This window comes from Streptomyces sp. NBC_00523 (genome assembly GCF_036346615.1).
Classification (GTDB): Bacteria; Actinomycetota; Actinomycetes; order Streptomycetales; family Streptomycetaceae; genus Streptomyces.
Map to the genome: position 1 here is coordinate 1,257,646 of NZ_CP107836.1, position 18,917 is coordinate 1,276,562.

Genomic DNA, 18,917 nt, shown 5'->3' on the forward strand with positions numbered 1-18,917 from the left:
GGGCGACAGTGGCCAGCAACGGATTCGATTTCTCACCCGGAGCGCAGATTCCGCTCCAGGGGTCGGCAGGCGCGGCGGTGGCGACCAACGCCCTCGCCTCCGCCGCGTACCGCGACAGCCCGGTGGAGGAGATCCTCAAAGCCAACAGCGAGTGGCACAAGTCCGAGGTGAAAGCGGGCCGTTCCGGCTTCCTCAAGTCCGACTACTTCAAGCCCAACCTCGGCGAGGCGTTCGCCCGCGCCGTGCAGGAGCGCATGCTCGGCGGCGCCCGCAAGGACCTCATCCAGTCCTTCGGCACCGACCCGCAGACCGTGGTCGAACACTGCCTCTCCGCCAACAGCCTCCGCAAGCAGCGCGACACCCGGCTCACCGCCGTCACCGTGCTGTTCGGCTTCCTGTTCCTGCCGGGCATGCTGCTGTGGGTCATCGCCTTCCGGCTCCGCGACGGCTTCGCCAAGACCAAGGACCGGCTCCTCACCACCCTCGGCAACAGCCTGCTGCCCCTCGTCGGCATCGGCGTCGTCGTCCTGATGATCCGGCTGCCCCTGACCGGACTCCTCGCCCTCTACCTGCGCGCCATGCTCGTCGCCCCGGTCATCGGCTGGTACATCGCCAAACGGATCGCCGAACGCTCCGCCCGGGACATGCGCTCCCGCTGGGAGGGCCTGCTCTCCGGCGGCGGCGTCACCGCCAAGATCCCGGAGTCCGTCCCGAAGAACCCCAGCGAGACCGCCCGCGAGGCCCTGCGCCAGGGCCTGGAGAAGCTCTCCGCCGAACAGCAGTCCAACTCCGTCTTCTACGCCGGCCCCAAGGGCATCCTCGGCATGGGCACCCGCTGGGGCAGCTGGCAGCTCGCCGAGGACCTCGTCCCCAAGGAGCCCGGCAAGGAGATCCACCAGTTCCGCAGCTGGGACGTCATCCGCGTCATCCACGACCAGCTCAAACTGCTGGAACGCGGCCCGCTGAACACCGGCGGATTCCCCACCCCCTCCGTCAACCACTGGATCGTCACCCCCATCGGGGAGAACGCCGACGCCGTCACCCGCCCCCAGGGCGAGGACGTCGCCACCTACCAGATCAAGCCCCACGAGATACAGCGGATCTGCAACCACCAGCAGTTCGGCGGCGGCAACCGGCACTACCTAGGCGTGCAGTTCACCCTCTGGGACGGCCAGCTCGTGATCACCATGATGATCACCGTCACCGTCCTCTACGAGACCCTGCGCATCGAGGTCACCGGACACGCCCTCGGCCCCGTCCACTCCCTCTTCACCTCCAAGCCGGCCGCGAAGACCCGGACCGTCAACAAGACCGTCCGGTTCTGGGAGACCCGCGACATCACCCTCGCCCTGGTCGACGCCCACGAGGTCACCCGCCTCGCCCTGCGCGCCCCCTTCACCTGGTATCCGCCGCTCCTCGACTACCTCGGCGGCAAGATCGCCCTGCCCGAGCCCTTCGGCCTCCGCCACGCCTGGGCCGAGAAGCCCTGGCGCCACCGCTTCATGGCCGACGACGCCATGCGCGCCGCCACCCCCGTCCTGCGCGTCGTGCACAACGCCGCCATCAAGGTCCTGGAGGAGCACGGCGTGGACACCGAGCGCTTCAACAGCCGCTCGTCGGTCCTCAGCGGCCTCGTCCAGCAGCCCAGCCCCGGCAAGGCCGACCTCTACGACGCGTAACCCCCGCGTACGCGAACGGGGCGCCCCGGAAGAAGTCCGGAGCGCCCCGCACGAGCGACGAGTCAGGCGGCCGGCCAGGCGTCCGCCAGCATCTTCCGCGTGTCCGCCAGCAGCTGCGGCAGCACCCGGGTGTGCCCCACCACCGGCATGAAGTTCGCGTCCCCGCCCCACCGGGGCACCAGGTGCTGATGCAGATGCGCGGCGATCCCCGCCCCCGCCACCGCACCCTGGTTCATCCCGATGTTGAACCCGTGCGCACCCGAAGCCGCCCGCAGCGCACGCATCGCCCGCTTCGTGAAATCGGCCAGCTCCGCCGTCTCCGGACCGTCCAGCTCCGTGTAGTCCGCGACGTGCCGGTACGGCACCACCATCAGGTGGCCCCCGTTGTACGGGTAAAGATTCAGCACGGCGTACACCTTCGCACCGCGCGCGACGACGAGCCCGTCCTCGTCCGACTTCTCCGGAATCCCGCAGAACGGACAGCCGTCCCCCGCCTCCGGGCCGGTCGGCTTGTTCTCCCCCTGGATGTACGCCATCCGGTGGGGCGTCCACAGGCGCTGGAACGCGTCGGGCGTCCCCACTCCGATCTGCTGCTCCGGCTCACTCGTCATGCCGGCCAGCATATTGCTTCACCTGTGCGGAGCGTGTCGCCGGGGCTGATCCCGTACACGCCCCGCGATGCTGGGCCGATGAGCGCGCGCACCCCCGACCGGCCCCCTCCCGCTCTCACCCGCTGGGAGCGGCGCACCGAGGTCCCGCTCCTCGCCGCCTCCCTGGTCTTCCTCGCCGGCTACGCGTTCCGCGTCCTCACCCCGCACGACGCGCAGCCCTGGCACGACATCTCCCTCGCCCTCGTCGGCGCGACCTGGCTGCTCTTCGTCCTCGACTACGCGGTGCGCGTGCGGCTCAGCGGCCTCGGCCCGGGCCTCCGCTTCGTCCGCGTCCACTGGCTCGACACCCTGGTCCTGGTCCTGCCGCTGCTGCGCCCGCTGCGCATGGTGAAGGTCTACACGGCGGTCCAGGAGAAGCGGGACCGCCCGCGCCTCGGCCTGTACGCGCGGGTGATCTCGTACGCCGGAATGACCGCCGTCCTGCTGGGCCTCTCGGCGGCCCTCAGCGTGTACCACTGGGAGCACGACGCCCCGGGCGCCTCGATCCGCACGTTCGGGGACGCGGTCTGGTGGGCGTGCGAGACGCTGACGACGGTGGGTTACGGGGATGCCGTGCCGGTGACGGCGGGGGGCCGGATCATCGCGGCGGGCCTGATGGCGTGCGGCCTGGGGCTGCTGGGGGCGGTGACGGGCTCGTTCTCGTCGTGGCTGATCCAGGTGTTCCGGCGGGAGGACGAGAAGGAGCCCCCGGCGAGCGGGTAGCTCGGCCGGGGGCTCCTGGAACGGCTCGGATCAGACCTGGACGCGGTCCTCGACGACCTCGGCGATCTTGGCGATGGCCTCGTCCACCGGGATCCCGTTCTCCTGCGAACCGTCGCGGTAGCGGAAGGAGACGGCACCGTTGGCCATGTCCTCATCACCCGCGATGATCATGAACGGAACCTTGGCCTTCTGCTGGTTCCGGATCTTCTTCTGCATGCGGTCCGAGGAGGCGTCCACGTCCACCCGGAGCCCCTGCTTGCGGGCCTTGGCCGCGAACTCCTGGAGGTACGGGATGTGGGCGTCGCCGATCGGGATGCCGACCGCCTGGACCGGGGCCAGCCACACCGGGAACGCGCCCGCGTAGTGCTCCAGGAGCACCGCGAAGAAGCGCTCGATGGAACCGAACAGGGCACGGTGGATCATGACCGGGCGCTGCTTGGAGCCGTCCGGACCCGTGTACTCCAGGTCGAACCGCTCCGGCAGGTTGAAGTCGAGCTGGATGGTCGACATCTGCCAGGTCCGGCCGATGGCGTCCTTGCACTGCACCGAGATCTTCGGGCCGTAGAACGCGGCCCCGCCCGGGTCCGGGACCAGGGGCAGGCCCTGCTTCTCGGCGACCTGGCGCAGGGTCTCGGTGGCCTCTTCCCAGGCGTCGTCCGACCCGACGAACTTCTCCGGGTCCTTGGTGGACAGCTCCAGGTAGAAGTCGGTGAGCCCGTAGTCGCGGAGCAGGTTCAGGACGAAGGTGAGCGTCCGGTCCAGCTCCTCGGCCATCTGCTCACGGGTGCAGTAGATGTGCGCGTCGTCCTGCGTGAAGCCGCGCGAGCGGGTCAGGCCGTGCACGACGCCCGACTTCTCGTACCGGTACACGGTGCCGAACTCGAAGAGTCGCAGGGGGAGTTCACGGTACGAACGACCGCGCGCGTCGAAGATCAGGTTGTGCATCGGGCAGTTCATCGGCTTGAGGTAGTAGTCCACCCCGTCGTCGAGCTGCATGGGCGGGTACATGCCGTCGGCGTACCAATCCAGGTGGCCGGACTTCTCGAAGAGCTTGCCCTTGGTGGCGTGCGGCGAGTAGACGAACTCGTAGCCCTCCTCCTCGTGGCGGCGGCGCGAGTAGTCCTCCATGGCCCGGCGGATGACGCCGCCCTTGGGGTGGAAGACGGCGAGGCCGGGGCCGATCTCGTCGGGGAAGGAGAAGAGGTCCAGCTCGTTGCCGAGCTTGCGGTGGTCGCGCTTGGCGGCCTCCTCCAGGAACTCCAGGTGCGCCTTCAGCTCGTCCTTGGTCGGCCAGGCGGTGCCGTAGATGCGCTGGAGCATCGGGTTCTTCTCGCTGCCCCGCCAGTACGCGGCGGCGTTCCGCATCAGCTTGAACGCCGGGATGAACCGAGTGGTCGGCAGGTGCGGACCCCGGCAGAGGTCCTTCCAGCACAGGTCGCCGGTCTTCGGGTCGAGGTTGTCGTAGATGGTCAGCTCGCCGCCGCCCACCTCGACGTCCGCACCGTCGTCCGAGGAGGCGGAGCCCTTGATGCCGATGAGCTCCAGCTTGTAAGGCTCGTCGGCCAGCTCCTCGCGGGCGGCCTCGTCCGTCACGACCCGGCGGGAGAACTTCTGGCCCCGCTTCTGGATCTCCTGCATCTTCTTCTCGATGGCCTTGAGGTCCTCGGGCGTGAACGGCTTCTCGACGTCGAAGTCGTAGTAGAAGCCGTCCTTGACCGGCGGGCCGATGCCGAGCTTGGCCTCGGGGTGCAGCTCCTGCACGGCCTGGGCCATGACGTGCGCGGTGGAGTGGCGCAGGATGTTGAGGCCGTCCTCGGAGGAGATCTCGACGGGCTCGACGGTCTCGCCGTCCTTGAGCTCGTACGCGAGGTCCTTCAGCTCGCCGCCGACGCGGGCCGCGACGATGGTGCGCTCACCGGGGAAGAGCTCGGCAGCCGTAGTGCCCGTCGTCACCACGCGCTCTTCCCGCTCGGAATCGCGTTGGATGGTCACACGGACGTCTGACACCGGTCTCTCCTGACTCAGGGGGATGCGCCCGCAGTCGTATTGCGTACGCCATAGGAATCGTACCGAGCCGAGGGCCCCCATTGCGAAAGGCCCTACTCCCCCGTGCACGCCTCCTCGAAGAAGTCCACGTTCTCCTGGAGCGACTTCATCAGCCGGTCCCGTTCCTCGTCGTCCACCTGGACGGGGACGACCTGCGAGGCCCCGGTCAGCCGCCGGAAGCCGCCCCGGCTCTCCAGCCGGCCCTCCACCCGGACCGGCAGCCCGACCAGGTGGGCCTGGCCCGCGATCCGGTACGCCTCCTCGTCCAGCTCGATCCGGACGTGCGGCACCTCGGCCCCGGCCAGCACCCGCAGTCGTACGATCCCGGCCCCGCGCGGCCCGGACCGCCGCAGCCGGACGACGGCCCCGGTGATCCGTACGGCGACGGCGGGCTCGTCGCGGAGGTAGCGCGCCCCGGCCCGGCGCAGGGCGGGCAGATCGCCCGGGGAGAACTCGACGGGTTCGGGGCGGGCGGGGCAGCCGGCGGGGGTTCCGGCGGCGGGCGCCCAGTCCAGCGCGATGGCGGCGCCCTCCGAGCCCCGGACGAGGGCGACGACCGCCTCGGTGAGCTCCCGGCTGACGCCCGCCGCGACGGCGTTGTCGAAGGCTTCCATGCCGCCAGTGGCCCGTTGGTAGTCCACCGCCTCGCGGGTGGCGTGCAGGGCGTGGTGGAGCCGGACGGCGACGGGGCGGCCCGGGACGACCGGGACGAACGCGGTGAGGGAACGGCCGCCGGGTCCGGGGCCGGTGAGCACGGGGCCGAGGGCGGCCAGGGCGCGGCTGCGGCGGCGGGCACCGTGGTAGCCGGCGGTGCCCCGGACGGCGAGCGCGCCGGCCAGCAGGATCTGGCGGGCGGCGCCGTGCAGCTGCTCCGCGCCGAGCCAGTCGGCGGCCCCGGCGGCGGGTTCGGGGACCTCGCGGTGCCAGCGGATCTCGTCGCTGGGGACGGCGAGAGCGACCAGGATCTCGCGGGCGGAGGGGGCGGCGCTGCGGGCGAGCGCGGTCAGGGCCTCGGCGAGCAGGTCCTCGCTGTCGGGGAAGGTCCTGGTGCGGGGCACGAGGAGGCTGGTGGTGCCGCCGGGCGGGGTCCAGCGGCTGTAGGGGCCGCCGTCGGTGCCGCGGCGCCGCCAGCCGTGCCGGGCGAGCAGGGCGCCGAGATCGGCGGGGTCGACGCGGGCCGGGTCGGGCAGGCCCCAGGTGGCTGGGGCGGCCTCGCCGTGGACGCGTACGGACTCGTGCATCAGGGTCTCCCTCCCGCCCCGACGCGGGTCATGATCTCGCAGAGCGCCCGGTCGTTGAAGACGCGCGAGGTCATGAGCCGCACGGTGGTCCGGTGGCGGCCGGTCACGGGGTGTCCGGCCAGATTGGTCCAGTAACAGCAGTGCCGCAGGTCGAGGCTGTCCGGGCCGGCCCGCAGCCAGTCGTCCTGGCTGCGCGGCACGAGCATCACGACCAGGATCTTGTGCACGGACACGGGCGTCCGGGCGAGCTTCACCAGGTGGGCGTTGTCCAGCGTGAAGGCGAAGGTCGGGCCGGGCGGCCGGGCCGGTATCTGGTAGGTGCACTTCAGCTGGACCTTGATGGTCACCTCGTCGTCCACGAGGTGACCGGGGGAACCGTGGCTCACGTGCCAGTCGATGCCGTTGTCGGGGAAGGGCTGCGACAGCGAGCAGCCCGCCGCCGCGGCGACGGCGTGGAGGTAGCCCACCTGGAGGGTCTCCATGCAGGCGGTGGTGGCGAGTCCGCCGCGCAGCGGTGCGGTCCGCTGGGGCAGCAGCCCGCTCGGTTCGGGCTGCGCGAGCGCCATGGCTCCGTAAGCCTTCCGGGCCGTACCAATGGGGATGAGGGGTACCGGGCGGTCAACTTCCGCTGCCGGTACTTGTGTTGTCACCGCACGGGACCGTGCGCAAACGGCGTATCAGGCAAAGGGTGCGGGTATCACCGAACCGGGCAGAGGAATCCCGCCATCTGCCGTGCGTGCGCGAGGAGTTCGGGGATGACTCATTGGTACGAAGGGCCGCTGGCCGCTTTCGACACGGAGACGACGGGTGTGGACGTCGAGGAGGACCGGATCGTCTCGGCCGCCCTGGTGGTACAGGACCGGTCGGACGGGCCGGTGCGCGTCACCCGCTGGCTGGTGAATCCGGGGGTGCCGGTCCCCCCGGGGGCGACGGAGATACACGGGCTGACCGACGACCACCTCCAGCGCAACGGCCGCTGGCCGGCGCCGGCGGTCGAGGAGATGGCGCGGGCGCTGGCCGAGCAGTGCGCGGCGGGGCGGCCGCTCGTCGTGATGAACGCGCCGTTCGATCTGACGCTGCTGGACCGGGAGTTGAAGCGGCACCGGGCGTCGTCGCTGGGCGCGTACCTGGAGCGGTCGCCGCTGTGCGTGCTGGACCCCCGGGTGCTGGACAAGCACCTGGACCGCTACCGCAAGGGCCGTCGCACGCTGACGGATCTCTGCGAGCTGTACGGCGTGCTGCTGGACGGGGCGCACGACGCGGCGGCGGACGCCGCCGCCTCGCTGGAGCTGGTCCGGGCGGTGGGGCGCCGCTTCTCGGCCCGGCTCGAACGGCTGACCCCGGCGGAGCTGCACACGCTCCAGGCGGTGTGGCACGCCGCCCAGGCGCGGGGGCTCCAGGCGTGGTTCGCGCGGAGCGGGACGCCGGAGACGGTGGACCCGGCCTGGCCGCTGCGCCCGGAGCTGCGCACGGCCGCGTGAGGCGAAGCAGCGGCCGGACATGCGGAAGCCGGTCCGTCGGTGGTGCTGACGGACCGGCTTCTCCGGGGTGGGCGATACTGGGTTCGAACCAGTGACCTCTTCGGTGTGAACGAAGCGCTCTCCCACTGAGCTAATCGCCCGGGAACGGGTTGAACCATACAGGGCCGGACGGCCGGGGTTCAAACCGCTTCCAGCCGGGCCGCGAGTCCGCGCCGCCCGGCCCGCATCATCAGAGCGTGGTTGGCGCGGAACACCGGCCGGCAGGGCACCGCGAGGACCCGCAGCAGCCTCCGGCGCACCTCCACCTCCTGCTCGTAGACGACCCGGGTGCCGGAGCCGCGGGGCGCGACCGTCCAGCGGACCCAGCCGTCGAGATCGCCGCCGAGCGCGGCTTCGAGGACGCCGTGCGCCGGGTCGTGGCGCCGTTCGCGCACGGTCGTGACGAGGTCGTACGGGAGGAGGGAGCGGATCCGGGTGGTGCCGGACTCGCTGCCGGACCGGGTGACCTCGCGGACCTGCGGCCACCACCGGGGATAGTCCTGGACGCGTTCGAGCGCGGCGTACACGGCCTCGGGCGGCGCCCGGAACTCCCATACGCTGACGAATCGGTAGTGGTTCCAGTTCATTTCCCCAGGATGCGCGTACTCAGACGGGCATCTGAGTACCTGGACGCATGTTCGGCCGCGTGGCGCGCAGCACACTCGCCTTCATGGAACATGTGCCGCCGCCCGCCGAGGAATTGGCGCTCCTCGATCGTGAACTGGCCCGGCTGGACGCCCGCCGGGCCCAGCTGCTGACCCGCCGCGCCTGGCTGCTGCGGGCACTCGCAGCCACCGGACCCGCCCCCTGGGGGCCGCCTCAGGGCTCTGTCGCGCCCTGGGGCCCCGGCGGGTTCGGCCCGGCGCGTCCGGCCTCGAAGCGCAGTGTGCAGAACGTGCTGCTGGTCCTCGGCGGGCTGCTCCTCGCGGTCGCCGCCCTCGCGTTCACCCTGGTCAGCTGGGGCGACCTGGGCATCGGCGGGCGCAGCGCGGTGCTGACCGCGGTGACGGCCGGGGCGCTGGCCGCTCCGGCGACGCTGCTGCGCCGGGGTCTGGCCGCGACGGCGGAGGCGCTGGTGGCGGTGGCGTCGGTGCTGATGGTGCTCGACGCGTACGCGGTGTACGCGGTGGCGCTGCCGGACGCGGGCGGTGCGGCGTACACGGGGACGGCGGCGGCGGTGCTCGCGCTGCTGTGGACGGCCTACGGGCTGCTCCTGGGCCGGCTGCGGCTGCCGCTGCCGCTGGCGGTCGTCTCGGCGCAGCTGCCGCTGGTGCTGTGGGTGTGGGCGGCGGACGGCGGGCCGCTGTGGTTCTCGGGGGCACTGCTGGTGACGGCCGCGCTGGACGGCGTGGTGGCGCTGGCCGTCGGACGGGCGTCGGTACGGGTCGTGGCGTGCGTCGCCCTGTGCGCGACGGGCGGGGCGGGGTTGCTGGTGGCGCTCGTGGAGTCGCTGACGGCGGCCGGGCCCGCCGGTGCGGTGGTGCCGGGGGCGCTGCTGCTGGCCGGTGCGGCGCTCGCCCTGGCGGGGGCGCGCCGGGCTCCGGTGGCGTTCGCGACGGCCGGCGGGCTGGTGGCCGGTCTCGTGGCCGTGGCGGCCGTGGGCGGGGTACCGGCGGCCGGGGTGCCGGACGGCTGGCGGGTCCTGGCGTACCTGCTGTGCGCCGGGGCGGTGCTGTTCTCCGTACGCGCTCCGCTGGGCGTCGCGGCGGCGCGGGGGCTCGCGTGGGCGTCGGCGGCCGTGGTGGCGGGTGCGGTGCTGGTGTCGCTGGTGCCGGTGACGGTGGTCGCGGCGGGTCCGGTGACGCGGCTGGGCGCGGTGTGGTCCGGGGCGCCGCGCGGCGGGGCCCGGGGCGCGGTGGGTGCGACGGACCTGCCGTGGGACGCGATGGCGTCCGCGCCGGTGGTGCTGCTGCTGGTGGCCGTGGCGCTGGGCGCCGCGTTCCGCCGGTGGGACGGTCTGCTCCGGTGGGCCGGGCCGTTGCTGGTGCCCGGGCCCGCGTGGCGGGGTGCGGCGGGGGCGGCCGGGGTGGCGCTGGGCTGGGCGGGGCTGATGGTGCTGCCGGCCGCGCTGGACCTGTCCTTCGCGGCGGCCCAGGCGGGGCAGCTGGTCCTGGCCATGGCGGCGTTCGGCCTGGCGGTGGCCGGGCTGCGGGCCGGGGCGCGGGCCCTGGCGGTGACGGCCGGTGCGGTCGGGGTGGCCGGTGCGGTGGGCGCGGGTCTGCTGGCGCTGGCGACGGAGGCGGCGACGTACACGGCGTTCGGTCTGCTGATGGTGGTGTTCGTGGCGCTCGCGGTGGCCCTGGACCGGCAGGAGGGCGTCGCGCCGCCGGTGGTGTCGGCGGCGGCCTGTGCGGCGGTGGCGTGCGCCGTGGTGCCGGTGGCCGCGCTGGGGTCCTCGCTGGGCCTCGCGGTGTACGAGGCGGCGGTACCCCTGCTGGCGGTGCCGACGGCGACGGTGCTGGTGGGGGCGCGGCTGAGGGGTCACCCGGTGGCGGTGCCGGTCGAGGTGACCGGTGCGGCGGCGGGTGTGGTGGCGGTCGCCATGGCGGTGGACGACGCGCGGTTCCTGGCGCTGGTGCTGGCGCTGTGCGGGGTGCTCGCGGCGGGGACGGCGCTGCGCCCGGAGCGGCGGCCGCTCGCGGGGTACCTGGCGACGGGGCTGTTCGTGCTGGCGGCGTGGGTGCGGCTCGCGGTGTCGGGGGTGTCGGCCCCGGAGGCGTACACCCTGCCGGTGACCGTGCCGGCGCTGGTGGTCGGGGTCCTGCGCCGTCGCCGCGATCCGTCGGCCTCGTCGTGGGCGGCGTACGGGGCGGGGCTCGCGGTGACGCTGGTGCCGTCGCTGGGCGCGGCCTGGACGGACCCGCACTGGACGCGCCCGCTGCTGCTGGGCGTGGCGGCCCTGGGGGTCACGCTGGCGGGGGCGCGGCTGCGGCTCCAGGCGCTGCTGGTGCTGGGCGGCGCGGTGCTGGCGCTGGACGCGCTGCACGAGCTGGCGCCGTACGTGGTGCAGGTGGCGGGGGCGCTGCCGCGGTGGGTGGCGCCGGCGCTGGCCGGGGTGCTGCTGCTGGTCGTGGGGGCGACGTACGAGAAGCGGCTGCGGGACGCCCGGCGGCTGAAGGAGGCGCTGGGGCGGATGCGGTGAGGTGAGGGCGGGAACGCCGATGGCCCGGAAGCTCTTGGAGCTTCCGGGCCATCGGTCCGGGGTGGGCGATACTGGGTTCGAACCAGTGACCTCTTCGGTGTGAACGAAGCGCTCTCCCACTGAGCTAATCGCCCGGGCGCACCGCAAACATTACCCCATGTCAGCGGCGTCCCCCGACCATCCCCGGGACCGCCCGGGGGTCACTCGTGGATCTTCCAGGGCATGACGATCCCGAACTTCCACACGTAGATCCCGACGAGCACGGCGATGATCACGAGTCCGATCACCGTGAGGATGATGTTGCGCCGCCGGACCTTGGGGTCGAGCGCCCGCTGGGCGGCCTCGGTGACCTTGCGCCGGGTCCAGCGCAGCACCAGCTGGGCCCAGACGAACTCGGTGGCCCAGATCGCCATGCCGCCGAAGATCACCAGCCAGCCGGGGCCCGGCAGCGGCAGCATGATGATGCCGGCCACGACGACGGCGAGGCCGACGACGAAGACGCCGACCTGCCAGCTGATGTGCAGGGCCCGGGACGCCTTGATGAAGCCCGGCGCTCTGGAGCCGAGCGACGGGTCCTCCTTGGTCACTCCCGGTATGACGTCCCCCGTCGCGTCGCGGGGCGCTTCCCCCGCGGCGGGAGCCGGTGTCTTCGCCGCGGCGGCACCGTCCCGCTCGTCACTCTCCGCATTCATGGATCCAACCTACCGGACCGGCTTCCGTTCACTTGAATGGCCGCATGACGCAAAGTTACACACCGCTGTACGAGCTACCCGAAGCATCTCAAAACGGTCAGAGGGGTTTACAACGCCACCGTAGGTGGCATGTCGATTTCGCCGACGTGCGAATCCCCGAGCGCACACTGAGCGAAAGGCCCTGGCGCTTATGAACACCACGGTCAGCTGCGAGCTGCACCTGCGCCTCGTTGTGTCGAGCGAGTCCTCACTGCCTGTACCCGCGGGCCTGCGGTATGACACGGCCGATCCGTATGCCGTGCACGCCACCTTCCACACCGGAGCGGAGGAGACGGTCGAGTGGGTTTTCGCCCGCGACCTCCTTGCCGAGGGGCTGCACCGGCCCACCGGCACCGGAGACGTACGTGTCTGGCCATCCCGTAGTCACGGCCAGGGCGTCGTCTGCATCGCGCTGAGCTCCCCAGAGGGCGAAGCACTGCTCGAGGCCCCGGCACGGGCCCTGGAGTCGTTCCTGAAGCGGACCGACGCCGCGGTTCCACCGGGCACCGAACACCGTCACTTCGACCTCGATACGGAGCTCTCACACATCCTGGCCGAGAGCTGAGCCAGGCCGAGAGCTGCACGACGCCGTCCGACTCGGGGAGACGGCGTCGCGCGGACAACCTCATACGGCTGACACCGGCGCCGGTGACCGCGGATCCACCGCGGTGACCGGCGCCGGTCCGCGTCCGGCCCGAGCCAGTAGAGTCGTCCGGCATCGGCGGGCGCCCGCACGCCGGAGGCCAGGGAGCGAAAGCGTGCTGATCCCCCACGACACCCGGATCGCCCTCGACCTAGTGGTCGATCTGGTGAACACCGCGCCGGAGAGCGAGCCGGAAGGGGGCGGGGCACCGGCCGACGGGCTCGCCGACGTCACGGCACTCCACGCGTTCGCCGTACGCCACCGCGTGAGCGGGATCGGCGAGCTCGACCAGCAGGACCTGAAGGCCGTGCACGACGTGCGCGCCCGGTTCGCCGAGGTCTTCGCCGCCGGGGACGCGCGCACCGCCGCCGGGCTGGTGAACGCCCTGGTGGCCGCCGCGGGCACCACGCCGCAGCTCACCGCCCACGACGGCTACGACTGGCATGTGCACTACTTCTCGCCGGACGCCTCGATCGCCGACCACCTGGCGGCCGACTGCGGCATGGCCCTCGCCTTCATCATCGTGGCGGGCGAGACGGAGCGGCTGCGGCGGTGCGAGGCGCCGGACTGCCGGAACGCCTTCGTGGACCTCTCGCGCAACCGCTCCCGCCGCTACTGCTCCAGCCGCACCTGCGGTAACCGCCTGCACGTCGCCGCGTACCGGGCGCGCCGCCGGGAAGCGGCCGGCTGACGGCTCACAGCAGGAAGAGATCGTGCAACGCGGCCATCAGCAGCAGGCTGCCGATGACCGTGAGGAAGATCATCAGAGGGGGCTGGGAAAGCGCGAAGAGGCAGCCGCGCGGCTCTTCGCCAGGGGGTGCGGGGGCGTCGCCCCGAGAGGTGTCCACCATTTCGGGACGATCATGACGCAGTCCCGGGGGTGCTTCGTACCAACATGCCTCTTCACGACGGGAGTTCACTCGTCATGGGGGCCTCGTTAATCGCTCCGGCGTGCGAGCGCCCAGCACATTTCCTAACCCCCGCTCCCCCTGCGGCTCAGCTCAGCTCGCGCAGCTTCCGCAGCTGGACCTGGCGCTGGACGCCGGTGCCGCCCTCGTGGCCGTTCCAGGGGTAGATCTCGATCTCCTTGGGCCCGGCCCAGCGGTTGTAGGCGGCGAAGACGGTGGAGGGCGGGCAGATCGCGTCCATCAGGGCGACCGAGTAGAGGGCGGGCACGCTCGCGCGGGCGGCGAAGCTGACGCCGTCGAAGTACGACAGGGTGCGGAACACCTGGGCGTCCGCGCCGTGCCGGGTGGCGAGGAAGCGGACGATCTCCTGGTACGGGTCCTCGTCGGTGATCTCGACGGCCCGCCGGAAGTGCGTCAGGAACGGCACGTCCACGAAGGCGGCCTTCACGTGCGGGCTGAGGGCCGCCACGGCCTGGGAGATGCCGCCGCCCTGGCTGGCGCCGTTGACGACGATGCGGGCGGGATCGACGGCCGGGTGGCTGCGGGCCACCTCGACGGCCCGCACCGCGTCGGTGAAGACCCGGCGGTAGTAGTACGTCTCCGGGTCGAGGACGCCGTTGGTCATGAAGCCGGGCGCCTGCGGGTTGGCGGCGCCGTACGGGTCCGGCGTGGCGCCCGCCGAGTGGTGGTTGACCGCGCCCTGGCCGCGGGTGTCCACGATCAGCGCGGCCCAGCCGGCCGAGGGCCACACCAGGTGGTCGTGGGGCAGCCCGCGCCCGCCGCTGTAACCGAGGTAGTGCACGACGGTCGGCAGGGGGCCCTCGGCACCCGCGGGGACGTTCAGCCAGGCGCGTATCCGGTGCCCGCCCCAGCCCGCGAACGACACGTCGTACGAGTCGACGGCGGCCAGCGCGCCGTCGTAGGGCGCGAACTCGGCGTCCAGCGGGTGGGCGGCGGCCTCGTCCAGGGTGAGCTGCCAGAAGGCGTCGAAGTCCTCCGGCTCGTCGGGGTCGGGCCGGTAGCCGCGCAGCTGGTCCAGGGGCAGGTCGAACAGGGCCATGACTTCTCCGTTTCGGGCACGCGGAAGGGGGCGGCGTCCGCCGCACAGGTCCACGCGTCCCGCCCCCGGTGACATGGGGCCTTGAACGCATACGTTCGCGGCCCAGCGGGACGCTATGCGGCGCCGCCGGGCAGGGTCAAGGAATCCCGGGAGGCCCGGGCGAAACGATTCACCTGGTGAGACGGGGCGGGCCCCACCGCGTGCTGCGGCGGGGCCCGTGGGTCCGGACGGCTCCCGGTATCAGATGCCGTGCTTCTTCAGGATGGCCTCGATGTCGCTGAAGTCCTCGCCGGTGCCGGAGGAGGCGGACTGCTTGCCCTGCTTGCCGCGCGGACGCGTGGCCGCCGGGGAGGAGCCCGCGCCGAGCGAAGGGGCCGAGGCGCCCGGCTCCACGGCCTCGCCCCGGGCGGCCCGGGCTGCGGCCCGGCGCTCCTTGCGGCTGCCGCCGCCCCGGCGTTCGACCGCGCGCGTGAGCATGAAGAGCAGCCAGGCCACGCCCAGCAGGCCGAAGCCCAGCCAGACGCTCGGCTTGAAGGCGATGTCCGACACCCACTTCACGACGCCCGTCAGCACCAGGCCGACCGGCACCAGCGAGTAGGCGGCGATTCTCGTCGCGGTGAGGAACCGCTTGCGGTACGCGGTGACGGCCGCGATGCCCAGGCCCGCCGCGGACACCGCGGAACAAATGGTCTCGGCAAGCATCGGTGCCTCCTGGCGCAGGGGGATACGTCCCTTCCATCCTGCACCGGGCACCGGCCGGGCGGCCATGCCCCGGGCCCGTATCAGGGAGATCTCAGGGGCCGGGCTCCTCCCCAGGTGCCGGGCGGCCGCCCCGCCGTGCACCCTGCGAGACTGGCCCCATGAGCGATTCCACCCCCGCCGCACCGGTCGTCCTCGACGTCTGGTGCGAGCTCCAGTGCCCCGACTGCCACCACGCCCTGACCGATGTGCACGCCCTGCGGGCCCGGTACGGCGACCGGCTGGACATCCGGCTGCGGCACTTCCCCCTGGAGAAGCACAAGCACGCCTACGCCGCCGCGCAGGCCGCCGAGGAGGCCGTGGTCCAGGGCAGCGGCTGGCCGTACATCGAGGCGGTGCTCGCGCGCACGGGTGACCTCGGGGCGCGGGGCGAGAAGCTGCTGGTCGAGGTGGCCGGGGAGCTGGGGCTGGACGCGGAGGAGTTCGACACCGCGCTCATCGACGGCCGGCACATGCTGATCGTGGACGCGGACCAGGCCGAGGGCAAGGCCATCGGGGTCACCGGCACACCGACGTACGTGATCGGCGGGGAGCGCCTGGACGGCGGCAGGAGCCAGGACGGGCTGCGCGCGCGGATCGAGGAGATCGCCGACCGGCTCCTGGCCGGACAGGGCTGAGGGGGCAGGATCTACAGCGGTTTGGCCAGGTTGTACTGGGTCGGCTCGTAACCGAGCGATTCGTACAGCCGCAGGGCCGGGGTGTTGGCCGTGACGACGTGCAGCCCGATCCGCGTCTCGCCCGCCGCCAGCGCGATCCGCTCGGCCTGGAGCATCAGGGCCCGCCCGTAGCCGCGCCCCCGGTACGGCTCCGCCACCTCCACGTCGAACACGTAGCCGATGCGCATCCCGGGATGCATCTCGAACGGCGCCTCCCAGACATGGCCGACGGTCTCGCCCTCGCGGCGCAGGTAATCCAGCCGTACCCCCTCGGTGGCGAGGCCGTCCGGGAGGTGGCGGGCGTGGGAGGCACGGGCCGCGGCCGGGGCCGCCTCGCGCGGGACGCCCCGGCTCACCAGGTTCTCCGTGTACGCGGCGACGGCGTCGCGCTCCCAGACGGCGAACTCCTCGGGCGTCATCGGGTGGGCGGTGAGCCCGTCCGGGAGGACCGGGGGCTCCTCGGGCAGCGTCTTGACCATGTTGCGGCTGCGCTCGGTGTAGCCGAGGGCGGCGGCCAGCCGCTGCCCCGCGGCGTCCCCGGCGGCCACCTCCGTACACACCTGGGTGCAGCCCCAGCCGCGCAGGATCTCCTCGGAGGCCAGGGCGGCGATGGTGCCCCGGCCGCGCCTGCGGACGGCCTCGTCGATCCGCAGGGCTCTGATCAGGCCCGTCGCTCCGCCCGCGCCCGGCTCGACGGCGAGCGCGACGGAGCCGACGGGGCGCCCGTTGTCGCACACGTCGTACGCGCGCCGCTGTGCGCCGTCGGCGCCTGACTGGATCGGCCCGGCCGGCCGCAGTGTCGTCGTCATCAGGTGGTTTCTATCCCCTGCGCGCGGGCCCGTCACCCGTATTTGCGCGGACGGGCCGTTGCCGTCACGGGTCGAGGTCGTCGGCCGCGCGCTCCTCGAAGATCCGCATCGCCTTGGCGGTGACCGGTCCCGGTGCGCCCGGCAGCTCCCGGCCGTCGATCCGGTGGACGGCCTGCACGTCCCGGAGGGTGGAGGTCAGGAAGACCTCGTCGGCCCGGTCCAGGACGTCGAACGGCAGGTCGGTCTCCTGCGCGCCGGTCCACTCCACGGTGAGCGCCCGGGTGATGCCGGCCAGGCAGCCGGAGGCGACGGGCGGGGTGTGCAGCTGCCCGTCCAGGACGACGAAGACGTTGGACCCGGTGCCCTCGCAGAGCCGGCCGACGGTGTTGGCGAACAGCGCCTCGGACGCGCCCTGCTCGTGGGCACGGGCGAGGGCGACGACGTTCTCCGCGTACGAGGTGGTCTTGAGGCCGGTGAGCGCCGAGCGCTCATTGCGGGTCCAGGGCACGGTGACGACGGCCGTGGTGTCGGGGCGCCGGCTCACCTCGCCGAGTGCGACGACGAGGCCGGGACCCGCGTCGCCCCGGTCGGAGCCGAGGGGCGAGATGCCGCCGGTGTACGTGATCCGGAGCCGTCCGAGCCCGACCGGGTTGGCCTCCACGACGGCGGTGCAGGCGCGGCGCACCTCGTCCGGGTCGGGGGCGGGCAGGCCGAGCCCCTGGGCGGAAAGGGCCAGGCGGTCGAGGTGGCGGGTGAGGGCGAAGGGGCGGCCGTGGGAGACCCGGAGCGTCTCGAAGACGCCGTCGCCGACGGTGAGGCCGTGGTCGAGCACGGACACCCGGGCGTCGTCGGCGGGGCGCAGCTCGCCGTTGACCCAGATCCTCATGGTGCGGTCCTTCCGGTTGCTTCGTATGCGCCCGACGCTACAGCGAGCAGCCTGGACGCCTTGAGTTCGGTCTCGTCCCATTCGCGTTCCGGATCGGAGCCCCAGGTGATCCCGGCCCCGGTGCCGAAGCGCAGGAGGGGGGCGGCTCCGGTGCGGTCGGTCCAGAAGGTCCTGATGCCGACGGCGAGCGAGGCGGTCCCGCGGTCGGCGTCCACCCAGCCGATGCCGCCGCAGTACGGGCCGCGCGGAGCGGTCTCCAGTGCGCGGATGATCCGCAGCGCGCTGGACTTGGGGGCGCCGGTGACCGAGCCGGGCGGGAAGGCCGCGGCGAGGATCTCCGGCCAGCCGGCGCCCTCGGCGAGGCGGCCGCGCACGGTGGAGACGAGGTGGACGAGGCCCGGGTGCTTCTCGACGGCGCAGAGGTCGGGGACGGTGACCGAGCCGGTGGCGCAGACCCGGCCCAGGTCGTTGCGGACCAGGTCCACGATCATCACGTTCTCGGCGTGGTCCTTCTCCAGCAGGTCCGCCTCGGTGCGCCCGGTGCCCTTGATGGGGCCGGACTCGATCGTGCGGCCGTCCCTGCGCAGGAAGAGCTCGGGGGACGCGGTGGCGATCTCGACGCCGTGCGCGGGGAGCCGAATCGTTCCTGCGTACGGGGCGGGGTTGCCGCGCGCCAGCAGTGCGGTGAGGGCGTCCACGTCGGCCGGGCCCGGCCCGGGCAGCGGTGCGGTCAGCACCCGGCAGAGGTTGGCCTGGTAGACCTCGCCGGTCGCGATGTACGCGCGGATGCGCCGTACGCCTTCGGTGTAGGCCTCCCGGTCGAGCGAGGACGTCCAGTGCCCGGTGCCCGGGCCGCGCCAGGCGCCGGGGGCCGGGGCGGGCACGGGAGCGGGGCGTACGGTGTCGAAGCGGGCGCAGGTCAGGGAACCTTCGAAGCCCGCGCAGACGGCCCAGAAGCCGGACGAGTCGAGGGCGGCGGGATCACTGGTCACATCCCGCAGACCGGAGGCGACGAGGCCGCCGAAGCGAGCCATGGGAGCGAGGTCGTGCACGTCCGTGAGTGTAGGACGGCGCACGGTGACCCGCGCCGGGGCGAGCGCACCTCAGCACGCTGCACAAACGCGTTTTTGTACTGGCCCGGGAATCCGCTAGAGTTCAACACGTCGCCGAGACGCGCAAGCGGACCGGGAAAGACAAGCGGACGTAGCTCAGTTGGTAGAGCGCAACCTTGCCAAGGTTGAGGTCGCCAGTTCGAACCTGGTCGTCCGCTCGCAGAAGGTGGGGATCTTCACCGGTCTCCCACCCCTGGTGGAGTGGCCGAGAGGCGAGGCAACGGCCTGCAAAGCCGTCTACACGGGTTCAAATCCCGTCTCCACCTCCACGGACGATTAGCTCAGCGGGAGAGCGCTTCCCTGACACGGAAGAGGTCACTGGTTCAATCCCAGTATCGTCCACTGATCCGCA

General features: G+C 72.6%; 19 protein-coding genes and 5 tRNA genes. 10 read left to right on the top strand and 14 right to left on the bottom strand.

Annotated elements, in window-relative coordinates; translation table 11 throughout:
• The first annotated feature begins 8 nt into the window (after positions 1–8).
• Complete coding sequence (locus OHS17_RS05575; protein WP_330311280.1) at positions 9–1,679, top strand: hypothetical protein; 1,671 nt, start codon at positions 9–11, stop codon at positions 1,677–1,679.
• 62 nt (positions 1,680–1,741) lie between these two features.
• Here the strand turns inward: OHS17_RS05575 and OHS17_RS05580 are convergent, their stop codons facing one another.
• Positions 1,742–2,302, bottom strand: coding sequence for an HIT family protein (locus OHS17_RS05580; RefSeq protein ID WP_161209369.1), 561 nt, complete (start codon positions 2,300–2,302; stop codon positions 1,742–1,744).
• A 66-nt stretch (positions 2,303–2,368) separates the two neighbouring features.
• On the opposite strand from OHS17_RS05580, the gene OHS17_RS05585 reads away from it, so the two are divergent.
• A complete protein-coding gene (locus tag OHS17_RS05585; protein WP_330311281.1) occupies positions 2,369–3,052 on the top strand; it encodes a potassium channel family protein in 684 nt (227 codons plus the stop codon).
• A gap of 30 nt (positions 3,053–3,082) precedes the next feature.
• Here the strand turns inward: OHS17_RS05585 and thrS are convergent, their stop codons facing one another.
• From thrS to OHS17_RS05600, 3 genes are all read right to left on the bottom strand, one after another.
• On the bottom strand, positions 3,083–5,059 hold the full coding sequence (thrS, locus tag OHS17_RS05590) for a threonine--tRNA ligase (RefSeq protein WP_330311282.1): 1,977 nt from the start codon (positions 5,057–5,059) through the stop codon (positions 3,083–3,085).
• A gap of 92 nt (positions 5,060–5,151) precedes the next feature.
• Positions 5,152–6,339, bottom strand: a complete 1,188-nt coding sequence (locus OHS17_RS05595) for a hypothetical protein (protein WP_330311283.1) — start codon at positions 6,337–6,339, stop codon at positions 5,152–5,154.
• Complete coding sequence (locus OHS17_RS05600; protein WP_330311284.1) at positions 6,339–6,905, bottom strand: DUF4365 domain-containing protein; 567 nt, start codon at positions 6,903–6,905, stop codon at positions 6,339–6,341. Before OHS17_RS05600 ends, OHS17_RS05595 begins: the two co-directional genes overlap by 1 nt.
• 189 nt (positions 6,906–7,094) lie before the next feature.
• On the opposite strand from OHS17_RS05600, the gene OHS17_RS05605 reads away from it, so the two are divergent.
• Positions 7,095–7,820, top strand: a complete 726-nt coding sequence (locus OHS17_RS05605) for a 3'-5' exonuclease (RefSeq protein ID WP_330311285.1) — start codon at positions 7,095–7,097, stop codon at positions 7,818–7,820.
• Positions 7,821–7,888: 68 nt separating this feature from the next.
• On the opposite strand, the gene OHS17_RS05610 is transcribed toward OHS17_RS05605, so the two are convergent.
• Positions 7,889–7,960, bottom strand: a tRNA-Val gene (locus tag OHS17_RS05610).
• Between the two features lie 39 nt (positions 7,961–7,999).
• On the bottom strand, positions 8,000–8,446 hold the full coding sequence (locus tag OHS17_RS05615; RefSeq protein WP_330311286.1) for an SRPBCC family protein: 447 nt from the start codon (positions 8,444–8,446) through the stop codon (positions 8,000–8,002).
• Positions 8,447–8,493: 47 nt separating this feature from the next.
• Between OHS17_RS05615 and OHS17_RS05620 the strand changes: the two genes are divergently transcribed.
• The gene (locus tag OHS17_RS05620; protein WP_330311287.1) at positions 8,494–11,001 is read left to right on the top strand and encodes an SCO7613 C-terminal domain-containing membrane protein; all 2,508 of its coding nucleotides are present in this window, start codon (positions 8,494–8,496) and stop codon (positions 10,999–11,001) included.
• Between the two features lie 62 nt (positions 11,002–11,063).
• On the opposite strand, the gene OHS17_RS05625 is transcribed toward OHS17_RS05620, so the two are convergent.
• Together OHS17_RS05625 and OHS17_RS05630 are read right to left on the bottom strand one after the other, a co-directional pair.
• Positions 11,064–11,135 (bottom strand) — tRNA-Val (locus OHS17_RS05625).
• A 66-nt stretch (positions 11,136–11,201) separates the two neighbouring features.
• Positions 11,202–11,693 carry a TIGR02611 family protein gene (locus tag OHS17_RS05630; RefSeq protein WP_073864368.1) on the bottom strand — a complete coding sequence of 164 codons (492 nt, stop codon included), beginning with the start codon at positions 11,691–11,693 and terminating at the stop codon, positions 11,202–11,204.
• A gap of 190 nt (positions 11,694–11,883) precedes the next feature.
• On the opposite strand from OHS17_RS05630, the gene OHS17_RS05635 reads away from it, so the two are divergent.
• On the top strand, positions 11,884–12,297 hold the full coding sequence (locus tag OHS17_RS05635) for an SsgA family sporulation/cell division regulator (RefSeq protein WP_003959770.1): 414 nt from the start codon (positions 11,884–11,886) through the stop codon (positions 12,295–12,297).
• A 193-nt stretch (positions 12,298–12,490) separates the two neighbouring features.
• Positions 12,491–13,066: a CGNR zinc finger domain-containing protein gene (locus OHS17_RS05640; RefSeq protein ID WP_073864370.1), complete on the top strand. Its 576-nt coding sequence runs from the start codon at positions 12,491–12,493 to the stop codon at positions 13,064–13,066.
• Positions 13,067–13,070: 4 nt separating this feature from the next.
• Here OHS17_RS05640 and OHS17_RS05645 read toward each other — a convergent pair whose 3' ends face one another.
• The 3 genes from OHS17_RS05645 to OHS17_RS05655 form a co-directional block, all read right to left on the bottom strand.
• Positions 13,071–13,226, bottom strand: coding sequence for a hypothetical protein (locus tag OHS17_RS05645; RefSeq protein WP_202542324.1), 156 nt, complete (start codon positions 13,224–13,226; stop codon positions 13,071–13,073).
• Between the two features lie 145 nt (positions 13,227–13,371).
• Complete coding sequence (locus tag OHS17_RS05650) at positions 13,372–14,343, bottom strand: acetylxylan esterase (protein WP_330311288.1); 972 nt, start codon at positions 14,341–14,343, stop codon at positions 13,372–13,374.
• 240 nt (positions 14,344–14,583) lie between these two features.
• Complete coding sequence (locus OHS17_RS05655) at positions 14,584–15,045, bottom strand: hypothetical protein (RefSeq protein WP_330311289.1); 462 nt, start codon at positions 15,043–15,045, stop codon at positions 14,584–14,586.
• Positions 15,046–15,203: 158 nt separating this feature from the next.
• On the opposite strand from OHS17_RS05655, the gene OHS17_RS05660 reads away from it, so the two are divergent.
• Positions 15,204–15,719 carry a DsbA family protein gene (locus OHS17_RS05660; protein ID WP_330311290.1) on the top strand — a complete coding sequence of 172 codons (516 nt, stop codon included), beginning with the start codon at positions 15,204–15,206 and terminating at the stop codon, positions 15,717–15,719.
• A gap of 11 nt (positions 15,720–15,730) precedes the next feature.
• Here the strand turns inward: OHS17_RS05660 and OHS17_RS05665 are convergent, their stop codons facing one another.
• The 3 genes from OHS17_RS05665 to OHS17_RS05675 form a co-directional block, all read right to left on the bottom strand.
• Positions 15,731–16,567, bottom strand: coding sequence for a GNAT family N-acetyltransferase (locus tag OHS17_RS05665; protein ID WP_330311291.1), 837 nt, complete (start codon positions 16,565–16,567; stop codon positions 15,731–15,733).
• A 64-nt stretch (positions 16,568–16,631) separates the two neighbouring features.
• On the bottom strand, positions 16,632–17,453 hold the full coding sequence (locus tag OHS17_RS05670; protein WP_330311292.1) for an aminotransferase class IV: 822 nt from the start codon (positions 17,451–17,453) through the stop codon (positions 16,632–16,634).
• Positions 17,450–18,487 carry a chorismate-binding protein gene (locus tag OHS17_RS05675; protein WP_330315163.1) on the bottom strand — a complete coding sequence of 346 codons (1,038 nt, stop codon included), beginning with the start codon at positions 18,485–18,487 and terminating at the stop codon, positions 17,450–17,452. Before OHS17_RS05675 ends, OHS17_RS05670 begins: the two co-directional genes overlap by 4 nt.
• Positions 18,488–18,650: 163 nt before the next feature.
• Between OHS17_RS05675 and OHS17_RS05680 the strand changes: the two genes are divergently transcribed.
• From OHS17_RS05680 to OHS17_RS05690, 3 genes are all read left to right on the top strand, one after another.
• Positions 18,651–18,723, top strand: a tRNA-Gly gene (locus tag OHS17_RS05680).
• A gap of 37 nt (positions 18,724–18,760) precedes the next feature.
• A tRNA-Cys gene (locus OHS17_RS05685) sits at positions 18,761–18,834 on the top strand.
• 1 nt (position 18,835) lies between these two features.
• A tRNA-Val gene (locus OHS17_RS05690) sits at positions 18,836–18,907 on the top strand.
• Positions 18,908–18,917 lie beyond the last annotated feature (10 nt).